The organism is Paracoccus aerodenitrificans (assembly GCF_027913215.1).
In the GTDB taxonomy this organism is placed as follows: Bacteria; Pseudomonadota; Alphaproteobacteria; order Rhodobacterales; family Rhodobacteraceae; genus Paracoccus; species Paracoccus aerodenitrificans.
In genome coordinates, this window is sequence record NZ_CP115784.1 from 393355 (window position 1) to 413394 (window position 20040).

At 60.6% G+C, this 20040-nt stretch carries 25 protein-coding genes; 14 read left to right on the forward strand and 11 right to left on the reverse strand.

Annotation, left to right across the window (positions count from 1 at the left end):
• Nucleotides 1-42: 42 nt before the first annotated feature.
• Both rpoH and PAE61_RS03215 read right to left on the reverse strand, forming a co-directional pair.
• Nucleotides 43-948: an RNA polymerase sigma factor RpoH gene (gene rpoH / locus PAE61_RS03210; RefSeq protein ID WP_271113981.1), complete on the reverse strand. Its 906-nt coding sequence runs from the start codon at nt 946-948 to the stop codon at nt 43-45.
• A 19-nt stretch (nt 949-967) separates the two neighbouring features.
• Nucleotides 968-2011, reverse strand: a complete 1044-nt coding sequence (locus PAE61_RS03215) for an RluA family pseudouridine synthase (RefSeq protein ID WP_271113982.1) — start codon at nt 2009-2011, stop codon at nt 968-970.
• On the opposite strand from PAE61_RS03215, the gene PAE61_RS03220 reads away from it, so the two are divergent.
• Nucleotides 2010-2351 carry a DUF6476 family protein gene (locus tag PAE61_RS03220; protein ID WP_271113983.1) on the forward strand — a complete coding sequence of 114 codons (342 nt, stop codon included), beginning with the start codon at nt 2010-2012 and terminating at the stop codon, nt 2349-2351. The genes PAE61_RS03215 and PAE61_RS03220 overlap by 2 nt on opposite strands.
• On the opposite strand, the gene PAE61_RS03225 is transcribed toward PAE61_RS03220, so the two are convergent.
• Nucleotides 2342-2602: an accessory factor UbiK family protein gene (locus tag PAE61_RS03225; protein ID WP_271113984.1), complete on the reverse strand. Its 261-nt coding sequence runs from the start codon at nt 2600-2602 to the stop codon at nt 2342-2344. The genes PAE61_RS03220 and PAE61_RS03225 overlap by 10 nt on opposite strands.
• Nucleotides 2603-2710: 108 nt before the next feature.
• Between PAE61_RS03225 and lgt the strand changes: the two genes are divergently transcribed.
• Genes lgt through pgeF form a run of 3 tightly spaced genes read left to right on the forward strand, consistent with a single transcriptional unit; the run spans nt 2711 to nt 5396 of the window.
• Complete coding sequence (gene lgt, locus PAE61_RS03230) at nt 2711-3574, forward strand: prolipoprotein diacylglyceryl transferase (RefSeq protein WP_271113985.1); 864 nt, start codon at nt 2711-2713, stop codon at nt 3572-3574.
• Nucleotides 3571-4635 (forward strand): class I SAM-dependent methyltransferase, encoded by a 1065-nt coding sequence (locus PAE61_RS03235; RefSeq protein ID WP_271113986.1) that lies wholly within the window; start codon nt 3571-3573, stop codon nt 4633-4635. The genes lgt and PAE61_RS03235 overlap by 4 nt, the downstream gene beginning before the upstream one ends.
• On the forward strand, nt 4632-5396 hold the full coding sequence (gene pgeF / locus PAE61_RS03240) for a peptidoglycan editing factor PgeF (RefSeq protein ID WP_271113987.1): 765 nt from the start codon (nt 4632-4634) through the stop codon (nt 5394-5396). The genes PAE61_RS03235 and pgeF overlap by 4 nt, the downstream gene beginning before the upstream one ends.
• A gap of 41 nt (nt 5397-5437) precedes the next feature.
• On the opposite strand, the gene PAE61_RS03245 is transcribed toward pgeF, so the two are convergent.
• The gene (locus tag PAE61_RS03245; protein WP_271113988.1) at nt 5438-5938 is read right to left on the reverse strand and encodes an Lrp/AsnC family transcriptional regulator; all 501 of its coding nucleotides are present in this window, start codon (nt 5936-5938) and stop codon (nt 5438-5440) included.
• A gap of 150 nt (nt 5939-6088) precedes the next feature.
• On the opposite strand from PAE61_RS03245, the gene trxB reads away from it, so the two are divergent.
• From trxB to PAE61_RS03270, 5 genes are all read left to right on the forward strand, one after another.
• Nucleotides 6089-7078: a thioredoxin-disulfide reductase gene (gene trxB, locus PAE61_RS03250; RefSeq protein ID WP_271113989.1), complete on the forward strand. Its 990-nt coding sequence runs from the start codon at nt 6089-6091 to the stop codon at nt 7076-7078.
• 4 nt (nt 7079-7082) lie between these two features.
• Nucleotides 7083-7586: a hypothetical protein gene (locus PAE61_RS03255; RefSeq protein ID WP_271113990.1), complete on the forward strand. Its 504-nt coding sequence runs from the start codon at nt 7083-7085 to the stop codon at nt 7584-7586.
• Between the two features lie 258 nt (nt 7587-7844).
• Nucleotides 7845-9554 carry a bifunctional sulfate adenylyltransferase/adenylylsulfate kinase gene (locus PAE61_RS03260; protein WP_271113991.1) on the forward strand — a complete coding sequence of 570 codons (1710 nt, stop codon included), beginning with the start codon at nt 7845-7847 and terminating at the stop codon, nt 9552-9554.
• Nucleotides 9555-9623: 69 nt separating this feature from the next.
• Entirely contained in the window at nt 9624-10403 is a 780-nt protein-coding gene (locus PAE61_RS03265; protein WP_271113992.1) for a hypothetical protein, read from the forward strand.
• Nucleotides 10349-11212 carry a glycosyltransferase family protein gene (locus PAE61_RS03270; protein ID WP_271113993.1) on the forward strand — a complete coding sequence of 288 codons (864 nt, stop codon included), beginning with the start codon at nt 10349-10351 and terminating at the stop codon, nt 11210-11212. Before PAE61_RS03265 ends, PAE61_RS03270 begins: the two co-directional genes overlap by 55 nt.
• A 57-nt stretch (nt 11213-11269) precedes the next feature.
• Here PAE61_RS03270 and PAE61_RS03275 read toward each other — a convergent pair whose 3' ends face one another.
• A complete protein-coding gene (locus PAE61_RS03275; protein WP_271113994.1) occupies nt 11270-11497 on the reverse strand; it encodes a DUF1150 domain-containing protein in 228 nt (75 codons plus the stop codon).
• Between the two features lie 13 nt (nt 11498-11510).
• Nucleotides 11511-11921 carry an Hsp20 family protein gene (locus PAE61_RS03280; protein WP_271113995.1) on the reverse strand — a complete coding sequence of 137 codons (411 nt, stop codon included), beginning with the start codon at nt 11919-11921 and terminating at the stop codon, nt 11511-11513.
• Nucleotides 11922-12090: 169 nt separating this feature from the next.
• Between PAE61_RS03280 and PAE61_RS03285 the strand changes: the two genes are divergently transcribed.
• From PAE61_RS03285 to PAE61_RS03300, 4 genes are all read left to right on the forward strand, one after another.
• Complete coding sequence (locus PAE61_RS03285) at nt 12091-12309, forward strand: YdcH family protein (protein WP_271113996.1); 219 nt, start codon at nt 12091-12093, stop codon at nt 12307-12309.
• Between the two features lie 102 nt (nt 12310-12411).
• The gene (gene purE / locus PAE61_RS03290; RefSeq protein ID WP_271113997.1) at nt 12412-12912 is read left to right on the forward strand and encodes a 5-(carboxyamino)imidazole ribonucleotide mutase; all 501 of its coding nucleotides are present in this window, start codon (nt 12412-12414) and stop codon (nt 12910-12912) included.
• Nucleotides 12905-13954, forward strand: coding sequence for a 5-(carboxyamino)imidazole ribonucleotide synthase (locus PAE61_RS03295; protein ID WP_271113998.1), 1050 nt, complete (start codon nt 12905-12907; stop codon nt 13952-13954). Before purE ends, PAE61_RS03295 begins: the two co-directional genes overlap by 8 nt.
• Nucleotides 13951-14406, forward strand: a complete 456-nt coding sequence (locus PAE61_RS03300; protein ID WP_271113999.1) for an NUDIX domain-containing protein — start codon at nt 13951-13953, stop codon at nt 14404-14406. The genes PAE61_RS03295 and PAE61_RS03300 overlap by 4 nt, the downstream gene beginning before the upstream one ends.
• Before the next feature lie 97 nt (nt 14407-14503).
• Here PAE61_RS03300 and PAE61_RS03305 read toward each other — a convergent pair whose 3' ends face one another.
• The 5 genes from PAE61_RS03305 to PAE61_RS03325 are packed head-to-tail and all read right to left on the reverse strand — an operon-like array spanning nt 14504 to nt 19420.
• A complete protein-coding gene (locus PAE61_RS03305; protein WP_271114000.1) occupies nt 14504-15679 on the reverse strand; it encodes a dipeptidase in 1176 nt (391 codons plus the stop codon).
• A 14-nt stretch (nt 15680-15693) separates the two neighbouring features.
• A complete protein-coding gene (locus PAE61_RS03310) occupies nt 15694-16218 on the reverse strand; it encodes a GNAT family N-acetyltransferase (protein WP_271114001.1) in 525 nt (174 codons plus the stop codon).
• Nucleotides 16219-16243: 25 nt separating this feature from the next.
• Nucleotides 16244-18067 (reverse strand): M3 family oligoendopeptidase, encoded by a 1824-nt coding sequence (locus tag PAE61_RS03315; RefSeq protein ID WP_271114002.1) that lies wholly within the window; start codon nt 18065-18067, stop codon nt 16244-16246.
• A gap of 49 nt (nt 18068-18116) precedes the next feature.
• A complete protein-coding gene (locus PAE61_RS03320) occupies nt 18117-19091 on the reverse strand; it encodes an alpha/beta fold hydrolase (protein ID WP_271114003.1) in 975 nt (324 codons plus the stop codon).
• Between the two features lie 41 nt (nt 19092-19132).
• Nucleotides 19133-19420, reverse strand: a complete 288-nt coding sequence (locus PAE61_RS03325) for an SCP2 sterol-binding domain-containing protein (RefSeq protein ID WP_271114004.1) — start codon at nt 19418-19420, stop codon at nt 19133-19135.
• Between the two features lie 56 nt (nt 19421-19476).
• On the opposite strand from PAE61_RS03325, the gene PAE61_RS03330 reads away from it, so the two are divergent.
• Nucleotides 19477-20031, forward strand: coding sequence for a tetratricopeptide repeat protein (locus tag PAE61_RS03330; protein WP_271114005.1), 555 nt, complete (start codon nt 19477-19479; stop codon nt 20029-20031).
• Nucleotides 20032-20040 lie beyond the last annotated feature (9 nt).

Below are 20040 nucleotides of genomic sequence, written 5' to 3' on the forward strand. Positions count from 1 at the left end.
CCAGAAACTTTATAAGCAGCATGGTGCGACCGGGCGGCGGCGTCAATCGCTGGTCTCGATGCTCATGCCTTTATCGCGGGCGAGACTGCGCATGCGCTCTTGCAGTTTTTCGAAGGCCCGCACCTCGATCTGGCGGATCCGTTCGCGCGAGACGTCATATCGGCCCGAGAGCTCCTCAAGCGTCAGCGGGTCGTCGCGCAGGCGGCGTTCCATCAGAATGTCCTTTTCACGGTCATTCAGAACATCCATCGCCTGCACCAGCATTTCGCGCCTTTGATTCAACTCATCGGCCTCGGCATAGGCTTCGGCCTGATTGGCATCCTCATCTTCCAGCCAGTCCTGCCATTGCGCCGTCGAATCGCCATCCGCCGAACCCACCGTCGCATTTAGCGAAGCGTCCGAACCCGCCATGCGGCGATTCATGTCGATCACTTCCTGCTCGGTGACATTCAGGTCATTGGCGATCTGGGCGACGTTTTCCGGGCGCAGATCGCCCTCTTCCATCGCGCCGATGCGGTTCTTGGCCTTGCGCAGGTTGAAGAACAGTTTCTTCTGCCCCGATGTGGTGCCCATCTTCACCAGCGACCACGAGCGCAGGATATATTCCTGAATCGAGGCGCGGATCCACCACATCGCATAGGTCGCCAGCCGGAACCCTTTTTCCGGATCGAAGCGCTTCACCGCCTGCATCAGCCCGACATTGGCTTCGGAAATCACCTCGGCCTGCGGCAGCCCATAGCCGCGATAGCCCATCGCGATCTTCGCGGCGAGGCGCAGGTGAGAGGTGACAAGCTTATGCGCGGCCTCTGAATCTTCGTGATCCGTCCAGGCCTTCGCAAGCATATATTCTTCTTCCGGTTCAAGCAGCGGAAATTTACGGATTTCCTGCAGATACCGGTTCATCCCCTGTTCGGGGCTTGGTGCGGGGAGGTTGGTATAATTGGGCATGTTCGGTCCTCTCACCAGTTCAACGCGATTGTGAAATGCCGGTTCCGCGCAGACTGGCCAGCAAATCCTGCATATCTGCAGGCAAGGGTGATGTGAATTCAAGTTCTTCGCCGCTGACCGGGTGAACGAAACCCAGCCGTGCAGCGTGCAGAGCCTGACGGTTGAAATCCTGCACTGCCTCGGCAGCAGGGCCGAGCGCCCGCGCCGAGGCTTTCCGCGATCCGCCATAGACCGGATCTCCGATCAGTCCGAGGCCGGCATACGCCATATGCACGCGGATCTGATGTGTACGTCCCGTCTCTAGTCGGCATTCCACCAGCATGGCGGCGGGCGGGGTGCCGAAGCTTTCCAGCATCCGGGCGCGGGTCACGGCGTGGCGGCCGCGTTCGCCGTCGAAATACACTGCCTGTTTCTGGCGGTCGGTCGGGTGGCGGTCGAGGCGCGAGGTAATTTTCAGCACGCCTCCTTGTTCAAGGCTGATACCGCGTGTGCCGCGCAGGCGTGCATCGCCCGGGTCGATCACGCCATAGGCAAGCGCCAGATAGGCTCGGTCGGCGCTATGGGCCTCGAATTGTGCGGCAAGCCCATGATGCGCCCGATCCGATTTTGCCGCGACCAGCAGGCCGGATGTGTCCTTGTCGATGCGATGGACGATGCCGGGCCGGGCCTCTCCGCCGATCCCCGAAAGACTGTCCGCGCAATGATGCAGCAGAGCGTTTACAAGCGTACCGTCGGGACTGCCGGGCGCGGGGTGCACGACCATCCCGGCGGGCTTGTCGATCACGATCAGATCGTCATCTTCATGAACGATGCTCAGCGGAATATCCTGCGGCAGGGTTTCGACCGGTGCCGGATCGGGCAGGGTGATGGCAAAGCTCTGCCCCGGAGTCGCGCGGGTCCTGACCTCGGTCACGATGCCGTCAGGTCCGCGCACCGCACCATCGCCGATCAGCCGGGCCAGTCGGGACCGCGACAGGGCGGCCTCGTCTGGTGCTAAGGCGGCAAGCACCTTATCAAGGCGGTCGGTCATGCCGTCAGGAACAGTCAGGGTCAGCACAGTCATGCAAAACGACATAAAGGATGGGTCCGCGCAGGGCGAGAGGGAAGTAGCCGGCCAAAGCGACGCGCCCGTGCCTCATCTGCTGTTTCTCAAGCTGATGGTGGGCGGGCTTTCCGTTGCGATGGTGCTTGGTCTTGCCGTCATCGTCGTGATTCTGTGGATCCGTCTGAGCGAGCCGCCTTTGCCGGAATTGCCTGCGTCTGTGGAGTTGCCCGCCAATACCAGTGCCGAAGCCGTCACTTTTGCAGGCAACCGGCTGATCGTCCTGACGGATCGCGATGAGGTTCTGATCTACGATGCCGACGGAAGTCTTCAGCAGACAATAACTCTGGATCAGCCCTGATCGCCGCTTCGATGCGCTTTTTCCAATGCGTCCAGCCGTGCTTTCAGTTCGGCATTTTCGGTGCGTGCCTTGATGGCCATGTCGCGTACGGCGTCGAATTCCTCACGCGTGACCAGATTGCGCTCGGCAAGGAACCGGTCCACCCATGATTTCATGGCGTTTTCGGCTTCGTCTTTCGCGCCCTGAGCAACGCCCATTGCGTTTGTCATCATTTTCGACATGTCGTCGAAGAATTTGTTCTGCGTGGCCATGAAGGTCCTCCGGAATCGCTTTGGCACTCATATGGTATGTCCCGTCAGCGGGTTCAATATTGACACGGGGCTGTCGGTGGCTAGCGTGCGCGCCGAGAAAGGACCCCCATGATCCCGTTTCCAGATATCTCACCCGAAATCTTTACGCTGAGCCTCGGCGAGTTCCGCTTTTCGCTCAGATGGTATGCGCTTGCCTATCTGGCGGGGCTTGTGCTGGGGGCGCTGACGGTCTGGCGGCTGATGAAGGCGGATGCGCTTTGGGGCGATGCCGCGCCCATGCAGGCCTCGCGCGTCGAGGAATTGCTGACATGGATCGTTGCCGGGGTCGTGATCGGTGGCCGACTCGGGTTTGTCCTGTTCTATCAGCCCGGCTATTATATGGCCAACCCTCTGGAGATCATCAAGGTCTGGCAGGGCGGCATGTCCTTTCACGGCGGGTTCATGGGAGTCGTCATCGCCGCGTGGCTCTGGGCGCGTCGCAATGACGTGTCGCCGCTGCGGCTGGCGGATGCGCTTGCGGTTGCCTCTCCGGTCGGGCTGTTTTTCGGGCGCATCGCGAATTTCATCAATGCCGAGCTCTGGGGGCGTCCGACGGATCTGCCCTGGGGTGTGATCTTTCCCGGAGAGGCCGCGCAGAACTGTCCCGGGGTCGAGGGGCTTTGCGCCCGCCATCCCAGCCAGCTTTACGAGGCGGGGCTGGAGGGGCTGACGCTTGGCCTGATCCTGCTGGTTCTGGTCCGCAGCGGCGGGTTGCGGCGACCGAGGCTTGCCCTTGGTGTGTTCCTGTCAGGCTATGCGCTCTCGCGTATTTTCGTCGAGTTCTTCCGCGTTGCCGATGCCCAGTTCATTACGGCAGAAAACCCTCTGGGCCGCGTGGCGCTTGGGATGAGTATGGGGCAGCTTCTGTCCCTGCCGATGCTGGCTTTAGGTCTGTTCTTCATCTTTCGCGCCCTGTCGCAACCGCGCAGATGACCCCGCTTTTCGATCTGATCGCGGATGAGATCAGACGCAGCGGGCCGGTTTCGGTCGCGCGTTACATGGGGCTGTGCCTGCTTCACCCGGATCACGGCTATTATGCGACCCGCGATCCGTTCGGCGCGTCAGGGGATTTCACTACTGCGCCCGAGATCAGCCAGATCTTCGGTGAGCTTCTTGGCCTGTTTCTGGGGCAGGCATGGCTCGACCAGAACGCGCCCGCGCCGTTTACGCTGGCCGAGATCGGTCCGGGTCGGGGTACTCTGATGGCGGATATGCGACGTGCCATGAGTGTCGTGCCCGGCATGGCAGATGCGGCGCGGCTGCATCTGGTCGAGGCATCGCCGCATCTGCGCCGGATCCAAAGCGCGAAGCTTGGGCGGGTCGTGCATCTGGACAGCGTGGATGCGCTGCCTGATCAGCCGCTTTTTCTGGTGGCGAATGAGTTTCTTGATGCGTTGCCCATCCGGCAATTCCAGAAAACCCCGAATGGCTGGTCAGAACGGCTGATCGGGATCAGCGGCGATTCGCTTGCTTTCGGTCTCGGCCCGGTCATGGATCTGGATCTGCCGGGGCAGGAAGGAGAGGTGATCGAACGCTGTGCGCCTGCCGGTGCGATTATAGGAGAAGTTGGCCGGAGGATCTGCGAAAGCGGCGGCGTGGCGGTATTCATAGATTACGGCGGCTGGAACGGTCGCGGAGACACGTTTCAGGCGCTTGCCGGTCATAAGCCGGTCGATCCTCTGGCGCGGCCCGGCGAGGCGGATCTGACCGCCCATGTGGATTTCGCTCCTCTGGCGCTTGCCGCGTCCCGAGCCGGTTGTGAGGTCGGTTATACGACGCAGGGCGCGTTGCTGCGCGGTCTCGGGGTCGATGCCAGGGCTGCGCGGCTGACCGCTGCGGGCGATAAGGGCGCGATTGCGGCGGCACGGCGCTTGACCCGTGACGATGAAATGGGTGAACTGTTCAAGGTACTCGCAATCTGGCCACGAGGCGCACCGGCTCCTGCCGGATTCGATGTCAGCCGCAACACCGGGAAGGTGGATGCAGACCGATGAAGTTGACGCTGGAAATCCTGAACCACCCTCTGCTGGACGGCGTTCGGCATGGGTTTTTCACCCGCAAGGGCGGGGCAAGTTCTGGCCTGTATAACGGGCTGAATTGCGGTCGTGGCTCAGAGGATCAGCGCGATGTCGTCGCAACGAATCGTGCGCGTGTCGCCGAAGCGATGGGCGTCGGACCGAATCGTCTGGCCGGAGTCAGTCAGGTGCATTCTGCGGATGTCGTGACGATTTCGGCAGGGGACGATCTGGAACAGGTGAGGCAGATTAAGGCCGATGCGCTTGTCACGTCCGTGTCCGGCATTGCCCTTTCGGTCCTGACGGCGGATTGCCAGCCGGTCCTGTTTGCAGATTTGGAAAACGGCGTGATCGGGGCCGCTCATGCAGGGTGGAAAGGGGCGATGTCAGGCGTTCTGGGGAATACCGCCGCCGCCATGCGCAAGCTGGGGGCGCAGCGGATCAGAGCGGTGATCGGGCCGACGATCTCTCAGCGGGCCTATGAGGTGGGTTGGGATTTCATGGAGGGTTTCACGGCGGAAGATCCGCAATATGAGCGGTTCTTCTCGGGCGGGCCGGATGGAAAGCCGATGTTCGACCTGCCGGGTTTCGGTCTGGCGCAACTGCGCAGACACGGGGTCGAGGCCGAATGGACGGCACATTGCACCTATTCCGATCCCGAGCGGTTCTTTTCCTACCGGCGCAGCACCCACAGGAAGGAAGCGGATTACGGGCGGCTGATTTCAGCAATCGCACTTTAGGCGCTCTGTCCTGCCGCCTTCTGAAAGCCTGCTGACCCGGATCAGGTCCCGGCGGCGGGATTATCTGGAAATTTCTCGAACGGGACACCCGGTTCATCTTTCGCGCAGCGGATCACCAGCGAGGTCTTGACCGATGCTACATTCGGAGCCGCGGTCAGATGCTGCGTCAGGAAGCTTTGGAAGCTTGGCAGATCGGCGGCAACGCATTTAAGGATAAAGTCGATCTCACCGTTCAGCATATGGCACTCACGGACCTGCGGCCAGGACTGCGCCCGTTCTTCGAACGCGGCAAGGTCACGCTCTGACTGGCTGTGCAGCCTGACCATTGCGAAGACCTGAACTTCGAAGCCAAGGGACAGCGCATTCACCTCGGCGTGATAACCGCGAATATAACCCGATTCCTCAAGAACCCGGACCCGGCGCAGGCAAGGCGGCGCGGATATTCCGACGCGGCGGGCGAGTTCGACATTGGTCATGCGGCCATCGGCCTGAAGTTCGGCCAGAATCCTGCGGTCTATTTCATCGAGCTTGTGGCCGCTCATTTCTGTTCCTTTGTCGCCTCGTGCGGGAAACTACCGTTTTGCGAGGGTTCGCGCAATATTATTTCGTGACATGCTGTATCGACCGTCTGCGATTGAAGGCTGCGGGCAGGCGCATTAGCTGTAGGTCAAACGACATGACAGGAGGGCGAAATGGCCCAGCAACATCGCAAGCTTCTCATCATCGGGTCAGGTCCTGCCGGTTATACCGCTGCGGTCTATGCCGCGCGTGCCATGCTGGAGCCTCTGCTGATACAGGGAATGCAGCCCGGCGGACAATTGACCATCACCACCGAGGTCGAGAACTGGCCCGGTCAGACAGAGATCCAAGGTCCCGATCTGATGGTCCAGATGGAAGAACATGCCCGCGCGATGGGGGCCGAGATCAAATTCGATACGGTCTCGAAGCTTGATCTGTCGAAGCGTCCGTTCACCGCGACCTGTGATTCGGGCGATGTTATCACAGCGGATGCTGTGATCCTTGCGACCGGGGCGCAGGCGAAATGGCTGGGTCTTCCGTCCGAGCAGAAATTTCAGGGCTTCGGCGTTTCGGCCTGCGCGACCTGCGACGGGTTCTTTTATCGCGGAAAAGAGGTCGTCGTGATCGGCGGCGGCAATACCGCTGTGGAAGAGGCGCTGTTCCTGACCAATTTTGCCAGCAAGGTGACTCTGATCCATCGCCGCGACGAATTGCGGGCCGAGAAGATCCTACAGCAGCGTTTGCTGAAAAACCCGAAAATCGAATGCGTCTGGGACAGCGAGCTTGTCGAGGTGCTTGGTGAAGAGGACCCTCTGGGCGTGACCGGCGTCAGAATCCGCAATGTCAAAACCGGCGAGGAAAATGTCATCGATGCGGCGGGTACGTTTATCGCCATCGGCCACGCCCCGGCGTCGGAGCTGGTCGTCGATCAGCTTGAGCTCCATAACGGGAAATATGTCAAAGTCGAACCCGGCTCGACCCGCACTTCTATTCCCGGCGTTTTCGCGGCTGGCGATCTGACGGATCACATTTATCGTCAGGCTGTGACAAGTGCCGGGATGGGCTGCATGGCGGCTCTTGATGCGGAACGCTATCTGGCTGAGATTGACGATGCCGGAGAGCCCGCTTCGGATGTCGCGCAAATTTCCGAGCCTGCGGAATAGACCAATGCCGCGCCGAGTGGTCGTGAATGACAGGATGCAGCAGGGCTATGCCTACGAGCTGACAGAGGAGGCGGGGCAGAACTTCCATGAGGGGTTCTCGCCCGAGCTTTCCCCGGCGAAGATGCTGCAACTTGGCATCTTCGGCGGCTGCTATATGACCGATTGCCGCGATGAGTTTCCCGGGGACTGGTTCAGCGAGGCGAGGCTGTCGCCGGGAAAGCCCGATAAGGATATTAACTATTTCGGCATCCATGCCAGCCAGAGTCTGTCCGAATGGCGCAGGAAAGGCTGGCTGCACGAAGACGACCCGCGCGGCTGGTTCCAGTGGTATTGCCGCTATTGGATGGGGCGCCGCCATGATGATGACAAGCGGCAGATCGGTCGCTGGCGGGCGATGCGCCGCCATGTCGGACAGGTCAGGAAGGGCTGTGACACGGGCGATCTCTCCTGCCGCCCCCGTCAGAGGCAGGCATTGTTGCATTGGGCCTATGACAGCAGGAAGATCTGATGCTTGCTGGTTAATCTCAGGCGATGGCGGCTGAAGCTTCGCATATGTCTGGCTGACCGCGCCATCGCGGGCTGGCGTTGGTTGGCCGGATCTGTTTCCTCCGGGCGACAGCCTGTTAAGCGCTTAGTGAAATGATCGGTAATCCCGGCTTGTGATGCTTGCAAGCTGCGGGGGCAGCCGCTATGGCCCGGATGAACAGGCGCTTGCCCGCAAGGGTATGGCGTAAGGTTTCATTTGCGAATTCGACCGAGTAGGCCCATGACCGAACCGAACTATACCCCGATCCCGGAACTTTATGTCTCTCAGGAAGCTGCCGAAAAGCTAAAGGATGATGCCGGCAATATGCTAAGCTGGGATCTGACCCCGCGGCAGATCTGCGATCTGGAATTGCTGATGAACGGGGGCTTTCATCCGCTGAAGGGGTTCCTGACAGAAGCCGATTATAACGGCGTGGTCGAGAATATGCGCCTCTCGGACGGCTCGCTCTGGCCGATGCCGATCACGCTGGACGTCTCGGAAAAATTCGCCGACGGGCTGGAGCCGGGCACCGATATCGCGCTTCGCGATCAGGAAGGTGTCATCCTTGCGGTCATGTCTGTCACGGATAAATGGGTGCCGAATAAATCGCTTGAGGCCGAGAAAGTTTTCGGCGCGGACGATCTGGCCCATCCAGCGGTGAATTATCTGCATAATCAGGCTGGTGCGATTTATCTGGGCGGTCCGGTCAAGGGGCTGCAGGCGCCGACCCATTACGATTTTCGCGGCCGCCGCAATAGCCCGAACGAATTGCGGGCAATGTTCAGGAAACTCGGCTGGCGCAAGGTCGTGGTGTTCCAGACCCGCAACCCGTTGCATCGCGCCCACCAGGAACTCACCTTCCGCGCCGCGCGTGAGGCGCAGGCGAACCTGATGATCCATCCGGTCGTGGGCATGACCAAGCCGGGCGATGTGGATCATTTCACCCGCGTCCGCTGCTATGAGGCGGTGCTGGATAAATATCCCTCCTCGACCACCACGCTGTCGCTGCTGAACCTCGCCATGCGGATGGCCGGTCCGCGCGAGGCTGTGTGGCACGGGCTGATCCGCCGCAATCACGGGGCGACGCATTTCATCGTTGGCCGCGATCACGCCGGCCCCGGCAAGAATTCGGCTGGCGAAGATTTTTACGGCCCCTATGACGCGCAGGACCTGTTCCGTAAGCACGAAGACGAAATCGGCGTGAAAATGGTCGATTTCAAGCATATGGTCTATGTGCAGGAACGTGCCCAGTACGAGCCTGCCGATGAGATCGAAGAGGGCGTGACCGTCCTGAATATCTCGGGCACGGAATTGCGCCGCCGTCTGCGCGAAGGTCTGGAAATCCCCGAATGGTTCAGCTTCCCCGAGGTGGTCCAGCAGCTTCGCCGGACCTCTCCGCCGCGGGCGCAGCAGGGCTTCACCGTGTTCTTTACCGGCCTGTCGGGCAGCGGGAAATCGACGGTTGCCAACGCGCTGATGGTCAAACTGATGGAAATGGGTGGCCGTCCGGTGACGCTTCTGGATGGTGATGTGGTGCGCAAGCATCTGTCCTCGGAACTGGGCTTCAGCAAGGAACACCGCGATATCAACATCAAGCGTATCGGCTATGTCGCGTCCGAGATCACCAAGAATGGCGGCATTGCCATCTGTGCGCCGATCGCCCCTTATACCTCGACCCGCCGCGCGGTGCGTGAGATGATCGAGCAATATGGCGCTTTTGCCGAGGTGCATGTCTCGACCCCGCTTGAAGAATGCGAGCGTCGGGACCGCAAAGGCCTGTACAAGCTGGCGCGTGAGGGCAAGATCAAGGAATTCACCGGGATTTCGGACCCCTATGAGGAACCGCAGGCACCTGAACTGCGTGTCGATACGACCGATATCGACGTGGATAACGCCGCCCATCAGGTGCTTCTGAAGCTGGAGCAGATGGGGCTGATCGGTCTGAACTGATCCGGTGAATTGAAGAAAATCCTGCGCCGGGCCATGATGGCCCGGCGTTTTCCGTTTCAGGGGGCCGGGATGTCCGGGATCGTCAATATAATTTGCATGAAATGGGGCAGCATGTACGGGGCCGCCGATGTCAACCGGCTGTACCGGCAGGTGGCCCGGCATCTGGACAGGCCGCACCGATTCGTCTGTTTCACTGATGATGATGCGGGCATTGATGCGGGTGTCGACTGCCAGCCTCTGCCCGAACTCGGCCTGCCTGAGGGTCACGGCGATACGCGATGGCTCAAGCTGGCTCTGTTCCGGCGGGATCTGGGCGGGATGACGGGGCAGGTCTCTCTGTTTCTGGATCTCGATCTGGTGGTGGTTGACGATCTCTCGCCGTTTTTCGATCTGGAGGGCGATTTCTTCATTATCCGCGACGACGATCTGTTCCGTGCTAAGCCTTTGCGCAAGGTAAACCCGGACCGGGACCGTTTTCTGCATTCGGTCGGGAACAGTTCGGTCTTTCGCTATGTCGTCGGCGATCACAGCTATATTCTCGATGCCTATCTGGCCGACCCGAAGGCCGCGACCGAGAATTACGAAATCAGCCAGCAGTTCCAGAGTGCGCAGCTTGAGAAGCACGGCCATCTGAATTACTGGCCAAAAGGCTGGGTTGTCAGCTTCAAGAATGATTGCGTTCCGCGCAATTTCCGCAGCTATTTCGCGGACCCTGCCTTGCCCGAAGGCGCAAAGATCGTAGCCTTTGCCGGTGCGCCCAAGATGGAAGAGGTCTTCGCGGGTCGGGGCCATAAATGGTATCGCCGGATCGGCAATATAGACTGGCTGCGGGCGGCATGGCAGGGATGATCGCTGACAGGTTTCGGCAATGGAAGCACCGTCGCCGCATAGCCCGCGCCCGTGCCGAGATTGCCACTCGCGATTCACATGCCGCTCCGCATGGGCTGGATGCGCCGCTGGTGGTCAGCCTGACCTCGTACAGGCCGCGTTTCCCTGCGCTTGAGATGGTTCTGGCGTCGCTGCTGCGTCAAAGCGTCGCGCCGGATCGGATCATGCTCTGGCTGGCCGAGGCGGATATGGCTGAATTGCCGCAACAGATCGCGGAACTGGATCTTGAGATACGCGTCTGCCCGGACTGGAGATCCTACAAGAAGATCATACCAACCCTTCAGGATATGCCCGACAGCTATATCGTGACGGCTGATGACGATATTTATTATGCGCAGGACTGGCTGGAGCAACTGGTCAGGCGGGCGGATGCCGGGGTGGTCTGCCATCGCGGGCACCGGATCAGCCTTGGCGAAGACGGCCTGCCGCGATCCTATGACGATTGGCGACGGAATATCACATCGCCCGATTCTGGCCCTCTGGTATTCCCGACCGGCGTCGGCGGTGTGCTTTATGCGCCGGGCGTGTTTAACCCCGATGTGACCGATGCAGGGAAATTCCAGGGCCTTGCGCCCTCTGCGGACGATGTCTGGCTGTACTGGATGCACCGCCTTGCCGGGTCCCGTCCGGCCAAGATCGGACAGAATTTCCGGGTCATCGAATGGCCCGGCAGTCAGGCGGAAAACCTCCGCAGCACGAATCTGGGGACCGGAGGCAATGACCGCGCAATTCAGGCGATGCTGGGGGAATATGGCTGGCCAGAGCCGTAGGCGACAATACGCAAACGCCGCCCTGAAGCAAAGGGCGGCGCGGGGCCGGTCAGGACATCAGTGAACGCTGACCGGGCTCAGATCGTTCTGGCGGGCAAGGAAAAACGCAAGCTGGCGGTCTTTTACAAGTGCCAGCCGCTCTCCGTCGATGCCGTGCACCGCATAGAGACTGTCGATGCCCGGTATCTGCTGACGAACTTCGTCGGGCAGCGTGTCGGTTTCGACACGGCGGATATAGACGATATTGCCGTTATCTTCCGGCAGATCCTGGAATTTGGTATTCATCGCGATCCCCTTTCTAGGTTCGGCTGATCGGTATGTTCTGGACGACGCTTTGCTGCGGCTTGCGCTGAAGAAAAATGCTCAGAAGCCCGTTTTCAAGCTTTGCACCCGAGACTTCGACACCTTCTGCCAGCACAAAGCTGCGCTGAAACGCGCGGGAGGCGATCCCCCGGTGCAGAAAGACCCGTTCTTCGCCGATCTCGGGTTGACGACCGCTGACCGTAAGCTGACGGTTCTCAAGCGAGATGCTCAGATCGGTCTCGGCAAATCCCGCAACGGCGAGGGTGATCGTGAAACCATCTGGTGCCTGATGCTCGATGTTATAGGGCGGATAGCCCTCGGCACCTTTCGCGGCCCGCTCGGCCAGTCTTTCGATCTGGTCGAAACCCAGCAGATGCGGGTGTGTGGCGAGTGTCATCTTCGTCATTTTGTTCAAGCCCTTAAGCAGCGACTCGTCGTCATGTGACAGGCCCCGTTATGGCGGCCCTTGTCGTTAATATGTGGATTGAGGGGCCTCGGGGCAAGGTGCAAGGAAAGAGTTAACTTTCCACCGGGCGGCGCTATAATTCCGGCAGCGCAGCAAGGATGAGCTACGAATGAACTTTCAGTCCGAAATGAGTCACGAGGAAATCGCACGCGCGCGCCTGGAGGTTCTGAAGCGTGAACATCGCGATCTGGATGAAGCGATTGCCGCCCTGGCCGAGCAGCCTGCGGCCCCGACCCTGACACTGCAACGGCTGAAACGGCAGAAACTTGCGCTGAAGGACCGGATTGCACGTCTGGAGGATGAGCTTTTGCCGGATATCATTGCCTGAGTGCTGCTGATGACGGTGCAGGAATTCCGCTGTTATGCGCTGCTGCAATTGCCTCTGGCGTTCCGGTGAATATAGTGCAGCCCTTCTGATGCGAGAGGGATCATGGACAGCAAGCAATCGCGCCCCCCGGTCGGTATCATCATGGGCAGCCAGTCGGACTGGCCGACCATGCGTGAGGCGGCCACGATACTGGATGAACTTGGCGTCGCCTATGAGGCGCGGATCGTCAGTGCGCATCGCACACCGGATCGGCTGTGGGATTATGGAAGAAGCGCGGCGGATCGTGGATTGCAGGTGATTATTGCCGGGGCGGGCGGTGCGGCGCATCTGCCGGGGATGATGGCCTCGAAGACCCGCATTCCGGTGATCGGGGTGCCGGTACAGACCAAGGCGCTTTCCGGGGTGGATTCGCTGTATTCCATCGTGCAGATGCCGAAAGGCTTCCCGGTCGCGACGATGGCGATCGGTGCGGCGGGCGCCGCCAATGCCGGACTGATGGCTGCGGGGATCCTTGCCCTGTCCGATCCCGCCCTTGCCGAAAGGCTGGATGCATGGAGAGAGGCGCTGTCTGCCTCGATCCCCGAGGAGCCGCGCGATGAGTGATCCTCTGGCACCTGGCGCGGTGATCGGCATTCTGGGCGGCGGTCAGCTTGGCCGTATGCTGTCCGTCGCTGCATCCCGTCTGGGTTACCGCACCCATATTTACGAGCCGGGTGCGGCCCCTGCGGGTGATGTCGCCCATGCGGTGACAAATGCGTCCTATGAGGATGCAGAGGCGCTTCGGCGCTTCGCGGAAGCGGTCGATGTCATCACCTATGAATTCGAGAATGTTCCGGCGGATTCGCTAGATCTCTTGGAATCGATCCGTCCCATCCGTCCGAATCGCCGCGCATTGGCGGTGTCGCAGGACCGTCTGACCGAGAAAGAGTTTCTGCGCGACCTCGGGCTGCGGACTGCGCCTTTCGCCGATGCAGCCTCAGAGAAGGATCTTCCGGCGGCACTGAAACGGATCGGAGTTCCCTCGATCCTGAAAACGCGGCGCATGGGATATGACGGCAAGGGCCAGATCCGGTTTGCCGATGTCGGGCAGCGTGACTGGACCGGAGCGGAAGCGGTGCTGGAAGGCTTTGTCGATTTCTCGGCCGAGATCAGCGTGATCGTGGCGCGGGGCATTGATGGCTCGGTTGCCGCTTACGATCCCGGACGTAACCTGCATGAGGGCGGCATATTACGAACAACCACCGTGCCAAGCGGCATTCCGCAGGCGATGGTCACCGATGCCGTATTGCTGGCGGCGCGGATTGCAGCGGCGCTTGATTATGTCGGCGTGATGGGGGTCGAGCTTTTCGTGACGGCAGAGGGGCTGGTGGTGAACGAAATCGCGCCCCGGGTTCATAATTCCGGTCACTGGACACAGGCAGGCTGCACCGTCGATCAGTTTGAGCAGCATATCCGTGCGATTGCAGGCCTGCCTCTGGGCGATGGCAAGCGCTACGCGGATGTGGTGATGGAAAACCTCATCGGGCAGGATATGGACCGGCTGCCCGAATTGCTGGCCTCGCCGGATGTGCAGATCCACCTCTACGGCAAGTCGGAAACGCGGGAGGGTCGGAAAATGGGCCATATCAATCGGGTGCTCCGATGAGAATGGCGCGGCCCCGGCTGGCGGTTAGGGCTGCGATCCTGAATCTCGACCGGCTTCTGATGGTGAATGCCTATCCGCCGGATTACGGTTCCGATCTGTGGTGCCTGCCGGGAGGCGGGGCCGAGGCCGGGCAGTCCCTGCACGAAAACCTGATCCGCGAGGTCATGGAAGAGACGGGACTGCGTATCGCCGTCGGCCCGATGATTCTGGTCAATGAGTTCAAGGATTCCAAGGCCGGGTTTCATCAGGTCGATCTGATCCACCGGGCGACCCTGATCGGTGACGAAGGCGAAAAGATCGTGCTGGAGGACCCCGAGGGCGTCGTGCACCGTGCCTGCTGGGTCACCCGCGCCGAGCTGGCGAAGCTGCATCACCGGCCACGTCTGCTGGCGCGTGCTGTGTGGTCGGATCATGCTGCATGGTATGATCCGATGGAGGAAACGATCTGGTAGGGGGCGCGTGGTAGCCGGGGGCGTTGCCCCCATCGCCTTTCGGCGATTCCCCAAGGGTATTTGGGTGAAGAAGAAAACTTCTGTGGGGTGTTTGGGGTCAGGTTTCGGGGAGGCTCTCCGAGAGATAGCGCATCATATTGCCGCCCATGACTCCGGCGATCTGATCTTCGCTGAGGCCCTCGTCAAGCAATGCCTGTGTCAGAGCGGCGAGACCGGCTGTGTCGAACGGCGCATCGACTGAACCGTCGTAATCCGAGCCGAGAGAGACGTAATCTTCGCCCACCAGCTCTATTGCGGCGCGGATCGAGCGGGCGATATCGGCGGGCGTGCTGCCGCAATTCACATCGGTCCAGTAGCCTATGCCGATGACTCCGCCCTTGGCCGCGATGTCACGGACCAGATCGTCCGGGATATTGCGCGGCGTTTCGCAATTGCTGCGAATGCCGGTATGCGAGACGATGGGGCGTGTGCCTTCAACCGCAAGCACGTCGCGCACCATTTCCGGGCTGGCATGGGCGAGGTCGATGATCATGCCGCGTTCCAGCAGCCCGTCAATGACCTGACGGCCGAACGCGCTGAGACCCTCGCCGCTTTGGCCATGCAGGGAGCCTCCGAGTTCATTGTCGAAGAAATGTGTCAACCCGATAACGCGGAACCCGGCATCGTAGAGCCGGTCGAGATTGGCCATATCGCCTTCAAGCGGGTGCGCTCCTTCGGTGCCGAGGATGCCGCCGACGGTCCGGGAGCCGCTTTCGCGGCCTTCCAGAAGCGCGGCCAGATCGGCACGGCTGCGGATGATGCGCAGCGCTTCGGGGTCGTCCGCAGCCATTCGGTTCAGCCGTGCCGCCTGATCCAGTGCGCGCTCAAGCAAGCTGTTCCAGGTCTGGATCGGTCGCAACTGGCCCATGAAAAGTCTGGTAATATTATCTGCGGTGTCAGCGCTGTTTTCGCCATAATTCAGGCCCGAGGGGCTTTTCGTCACAGTGGTAAACACCTGAACGGCGACATTGCCCTCCTGCAGGCGGGGAATATCGGTATGGCCGCGATCCACCCGTTTCAGAAGGTTGCGGTCCCAGAGCAGCGCGTCGGAATGCCAGTCTCCGATGATCAGCCGGTCGTGCAATTGCTGCGCGGCCTCACTGACGGGCCAGCCCTCTTCGGGCGTGGTCACGGGATTCAGGCTGCGTTCGACATAGCCGGGGGCCAGGGTAAAAAAGGCAATTGCGGCGATGACGATCAGGCCGGTCAGGCTGAGGAGGATTTTGCGGAGCATAGGGCCTCGGCGCTTTATGATGAATGTGGCAGATCCGCCCAAAGGATATGCTGAGGACCGCGCGAGCCGCCAGCATAGATCTCACCGTCATCGTGAAAACCTGCGTTGCGATAGACGGCATAGGCGGCCGGGTTCAGCAGGTTCACCGTCAGGATCAGCCGGGATTTGCCGGGATACTGGCTGGCCGCATAGGCGGGCAGCAGGGCCATCGCCTGCCGGCCCAACCCGCAGCCCTGATGATGCAGATCGATCAGGACGCCGCGCAGGCCCAGATCATCGGGATGCGCGAAGCGGTTACGCTCGGCATAAAGCGGGTCCAGTTTGAACATGCCGACCAGAATATCATCCGCATGGATCGCGTGGAAGCTGAGCTGCGGCGTGTCATCAAGGATCATATCGGCGCCGTCATTCGCATATTGCCCGGGATGCTGGCGCAGCCCGGACAGTTCATGCAGCCTGCTGGCAGGAACAGGCGAGATTGTGACACATGCGCTCATTCCCTCAGGATAAGGCAGAGCGATGGCATAGGCGAGCGTCATAAGACGCTCACCTTACGGCTTTTTGTCAGTCCTCGATCTTCTCCAGCTCGTCGAAGAGTTCTTCGATCATCGACAGGCCCTTGTCCCAGAAGGCGGGATCGGATGCGTCCAGTCCGAACGGGGCCAGCAATTCCCTGTGATGCTTGGAGCCGCCAGCGGCGAGCATGTCGAAATACTTGTCCTGGAACCCGTCAGGCGCGGCCTCATAGGCAGCATACAGCGCGTTTACCAGCCCGTCGCCGAATGCATAGGCGTAGACATAGAATGGCGAATGCACAAAATGCGGGACATAGGACCAGAAGGTTTCATAGCCTGGCATGAACTCGAATGCCGGGCCGAGGCTTTCGCGGCTGACCTGCATCCAGATTTCATTGATGTCATCCGGCGTCAGCTCTCCTTCCAGGCGGGCGGCGTGCAGGCGGCATTCGAAATCATAGAAGCTGATCTGGCGGACCACCGTGTTGATCATATCCTCGACCTTGCCGGCCAGAAGCGCCTTTCTCTGCGCGGGGTCGGAGATCCCCGAGAGAAGCTTGCGGAAGGTCAGCATCTCACCGAAGACCGAGGCGGTTTCGGCCAGTGTCAGGGGCGTCGCGGCAAGCAACTCTCCTTGCTGCGCTGCAAGGCGCTGATGGACGCCGTGGCCGAGTTCATGCGCCAGGGTCATCACGTCGCGCGGCTTGCCCAGATAGTTCAGCATCACATAGGGATGCGCCGTTACCACGGTCGGATGGGCAAAAGCTCCGGGGGCCTTGCCGGGTTTGACGGCAGCGTCGATCCAGCCGCGATCGAAGAAAGGTTCCGCCAGTTCCGCCAGTTTCGGAGAGAAGTCGGAATAGGCGTCCAGCACCGTCTGGCGGGCCTGATCCCAGCCGACGGTTTCGGGGCTGGCCGTCGGCAGCGGCGCGTTACGGTCCCAGACCTGCAACTTGTCCAGCCCCAGCCATTTTGCCTTCAGCGTATAGTAACGATGCGACAGGCGCGGATATGCAGCGGTTACGGCGTTGCGCAATGCCTCGACCACCTCGGGTTCGACATGGTTCGACAAATGCCGTGCATGTTGCGGCGAGGGCATCTTGCGCCATTTATCCTCGACAGATTTTTCCTTGGCCAGCGTGTTGTGAATCCGTGCGAACAGCTTGATGTTCTTTCCGAACACATCCGCAAGCGCACGGGCTGCGCCTTCGCGCGTGCTGCGGTCGTGATCGGTCAGCAGGTTCAGCGTCGCCTCAAGCCCGAGGGTTTCATCGCCGGGGTGGAATTCCAGCCCTGCCATTGTCTCATCGAACAGGCGGTTCCAGGCGGCAGCACCCACGACCGAGTTATCATGCAGGAATTTCTCCAGCTCGTCGGAAAGCTGATAGGGGCGCATCGCCCGCATCCGGTCGAAAACCGGTTTGTAGCGAGCGGGACCGTCAGGGGCAGAGAAAACGGCCTGATAGGTCTCTTCCGGGATGCGGTTGAATTCCAGGCTGAAGAAGACCAGCGGTGTGGTGAAATCGGTGATCTGCGCCTGAAGGTCGCTGAGTTGCTTGGCCCGCGCGGCATCGGTTGTATTCTGGTAATAGCGCAGCCCGGCATAGGACATGATCCGTCCGGCGAGGATGTCGATTTCCTCATAACGGCGGATGGCTTCCAGCATGGTGGGCGCATCCAGATCGGCCAGACGGCCCTCGTAATCGGTGGCGAAACCGGCTGCGTCCTTTTGCAGGCGTTCGATATCGGCAGTCAGTTCCGGTGCATCCGGCGCGGGATAGAGATCGCTGAGATCCCAGTCTGGCAATTGACCGAATTCGGTCGAGGTCGAGGTGATTTCCGCATCGCACAGGCGTTCGCGTTCAAAGCGCATCGGGGCTTCCTTTCTGTTGCCTCTGATGTGCCGTCTGAGCGGTGCGGGTTCAACCCCCGAAGGCGCGAGAGGCCGGAGCGATTGCGTCGATCCCGATATGGTTCAGGAACGCGCCAAGGAATTCCGCCTGACGTTCGGGGGATTCGAACAGGACTTCGTGACTGCCACCCTCGATTTCCAGCAATGTGCTGGCGGGCCATGATGACGCACGCTCGCGGATTGCGTTGACCGAGACGATCATCTCACGTGTGCCGACCGATACCAGCATGGGCAGATCGGGTGAGGCTTCCGTTGCAAGGCGTCGGCATTCGCGCAAAGCGGCGGCCACCCAGTCATAGGTAGCGCCGCCCAGTGTGAGTTCGGGCCATTCCGATGCCTCGCGTACCAGCCGCGCCCAGGCGCCAGCATAGCCGGTCAGAAGATTGTTCTGGAAGGGTTCATCCAGAACATAGGCACCGCCTCCGCCCGTACCCAATGCGGGGCGACCTCCGAGGCCGAGCCTGCTGCTGATCCGGGACAGGCCGAATGCGACGGCATGGGGCAGCGGTGCGTGATTTATACCCCACATCGGAGCGGAAAAGCTTGCGGTTTCAACCGGCAATCCGTTCAGCAGCGCGGCCAGTCCGATGCCGCCGCCCATCGAGTGCGCCAGAAGATGCCAGGGTTCGGGCAGATCCAGAGCGCCTGCCGCTTCGACCATTGCCAGCACATCAAGCTGATACTGGGCGAAGTCCTCGATATGACCGGCGCGGGTATTGTCCTGCAACCTGTCCGAGAGGCCCTGACCGCGCCAGTCCACCGTCAGAACATGAAGCCCCGCCGCCACCAGAATGGCAGCGATCGGAGCGTATTTTTCGGCATATTCGGTGCGGCCCGGGAAAAGCAGAACCGTCCCCTGCGGGTTTTCTGCCCGCCAAAGCGCCAGCCGCAGACGGATATTGTCGTCGCAGCGCAGCCAGAATGCGTCTGCCGGGACCTCTGCGGTATCGGCAAGCTGGTAAAACGGGGCAGGGGACAGGTCCATGAGGTCTTTCGGTCTGGAATATTGCCGTTCTCAGGTCGGGGTCAGGCGAGTGCTGAGCCAAGCTTCATGGCCAGCCCCATATTGCCCTCGACCTTCAGCTTTCCGGTCATGAATGCGGTGGTCGGGTTCACATCGCCGTTCAGCATGCCCTCGAACGTGTCGCGATTGGCCTTCAGGGTCACCTCGGCTTCTTCATCGCCTTCGCGGGCGCCGTCAGAATCCAGCATGATCGCGCCCTCATCCTCGATTACGAATTTCGCGGTGCCTTCGTCGAACCCTCCGACTTTTGCGTTAAGTGCTTCGACTGCGGCAGCAATAACTTGGCTCATAGATCCTCCTAAAACGTGACTGGTGGCAGGGTGGGTAGTCGGGTTACAACAGCGATATGAGTTTGCATACCACCATTTTCCATTCTGCCGTTACGGCGTTTGCCACCCTGACCCTCTCGGCGCAAGTATTTGCTGCGCCTGCCGACCCGGCATTGTTCGAAACTCTGGCAGAGAAAAACGGCGATGCCTGGATGGAGGCTGAAACGCAAATTCTCAACCGGTGGTCTGATACCGGATCGGAAGCTTTGAACATGATCCAGACCCGTGGCGAAACCGCGCTTGATGAAGGCGATTTCGTGGCCGCCATCGGTCATCTGACGGCGCTTGTCGATCATGCGCCGGATCACGCGATGGGATATCAGCTTCGCGGTCTGGCCTTCTGGCTGAACGGCGATTTCGGACCGGCCGCCGCCGATCTGGCCCGTTCGCTGGAGCTGGAGCCAAAGCAATATCTGGCGTTGTCCCAGCTTGGCGCGATGCTGGAAGAACTCGGCAATACGCAGGCCGCAACAGATGCGCTGAACCGCAGTCTTGAGATTCACCCTCATCAGCAGGATGTAATCGATGCCGTTTCCCGGCTTGACGCCGAGGATAACGGTACCGACATCTGACAGTCTTAC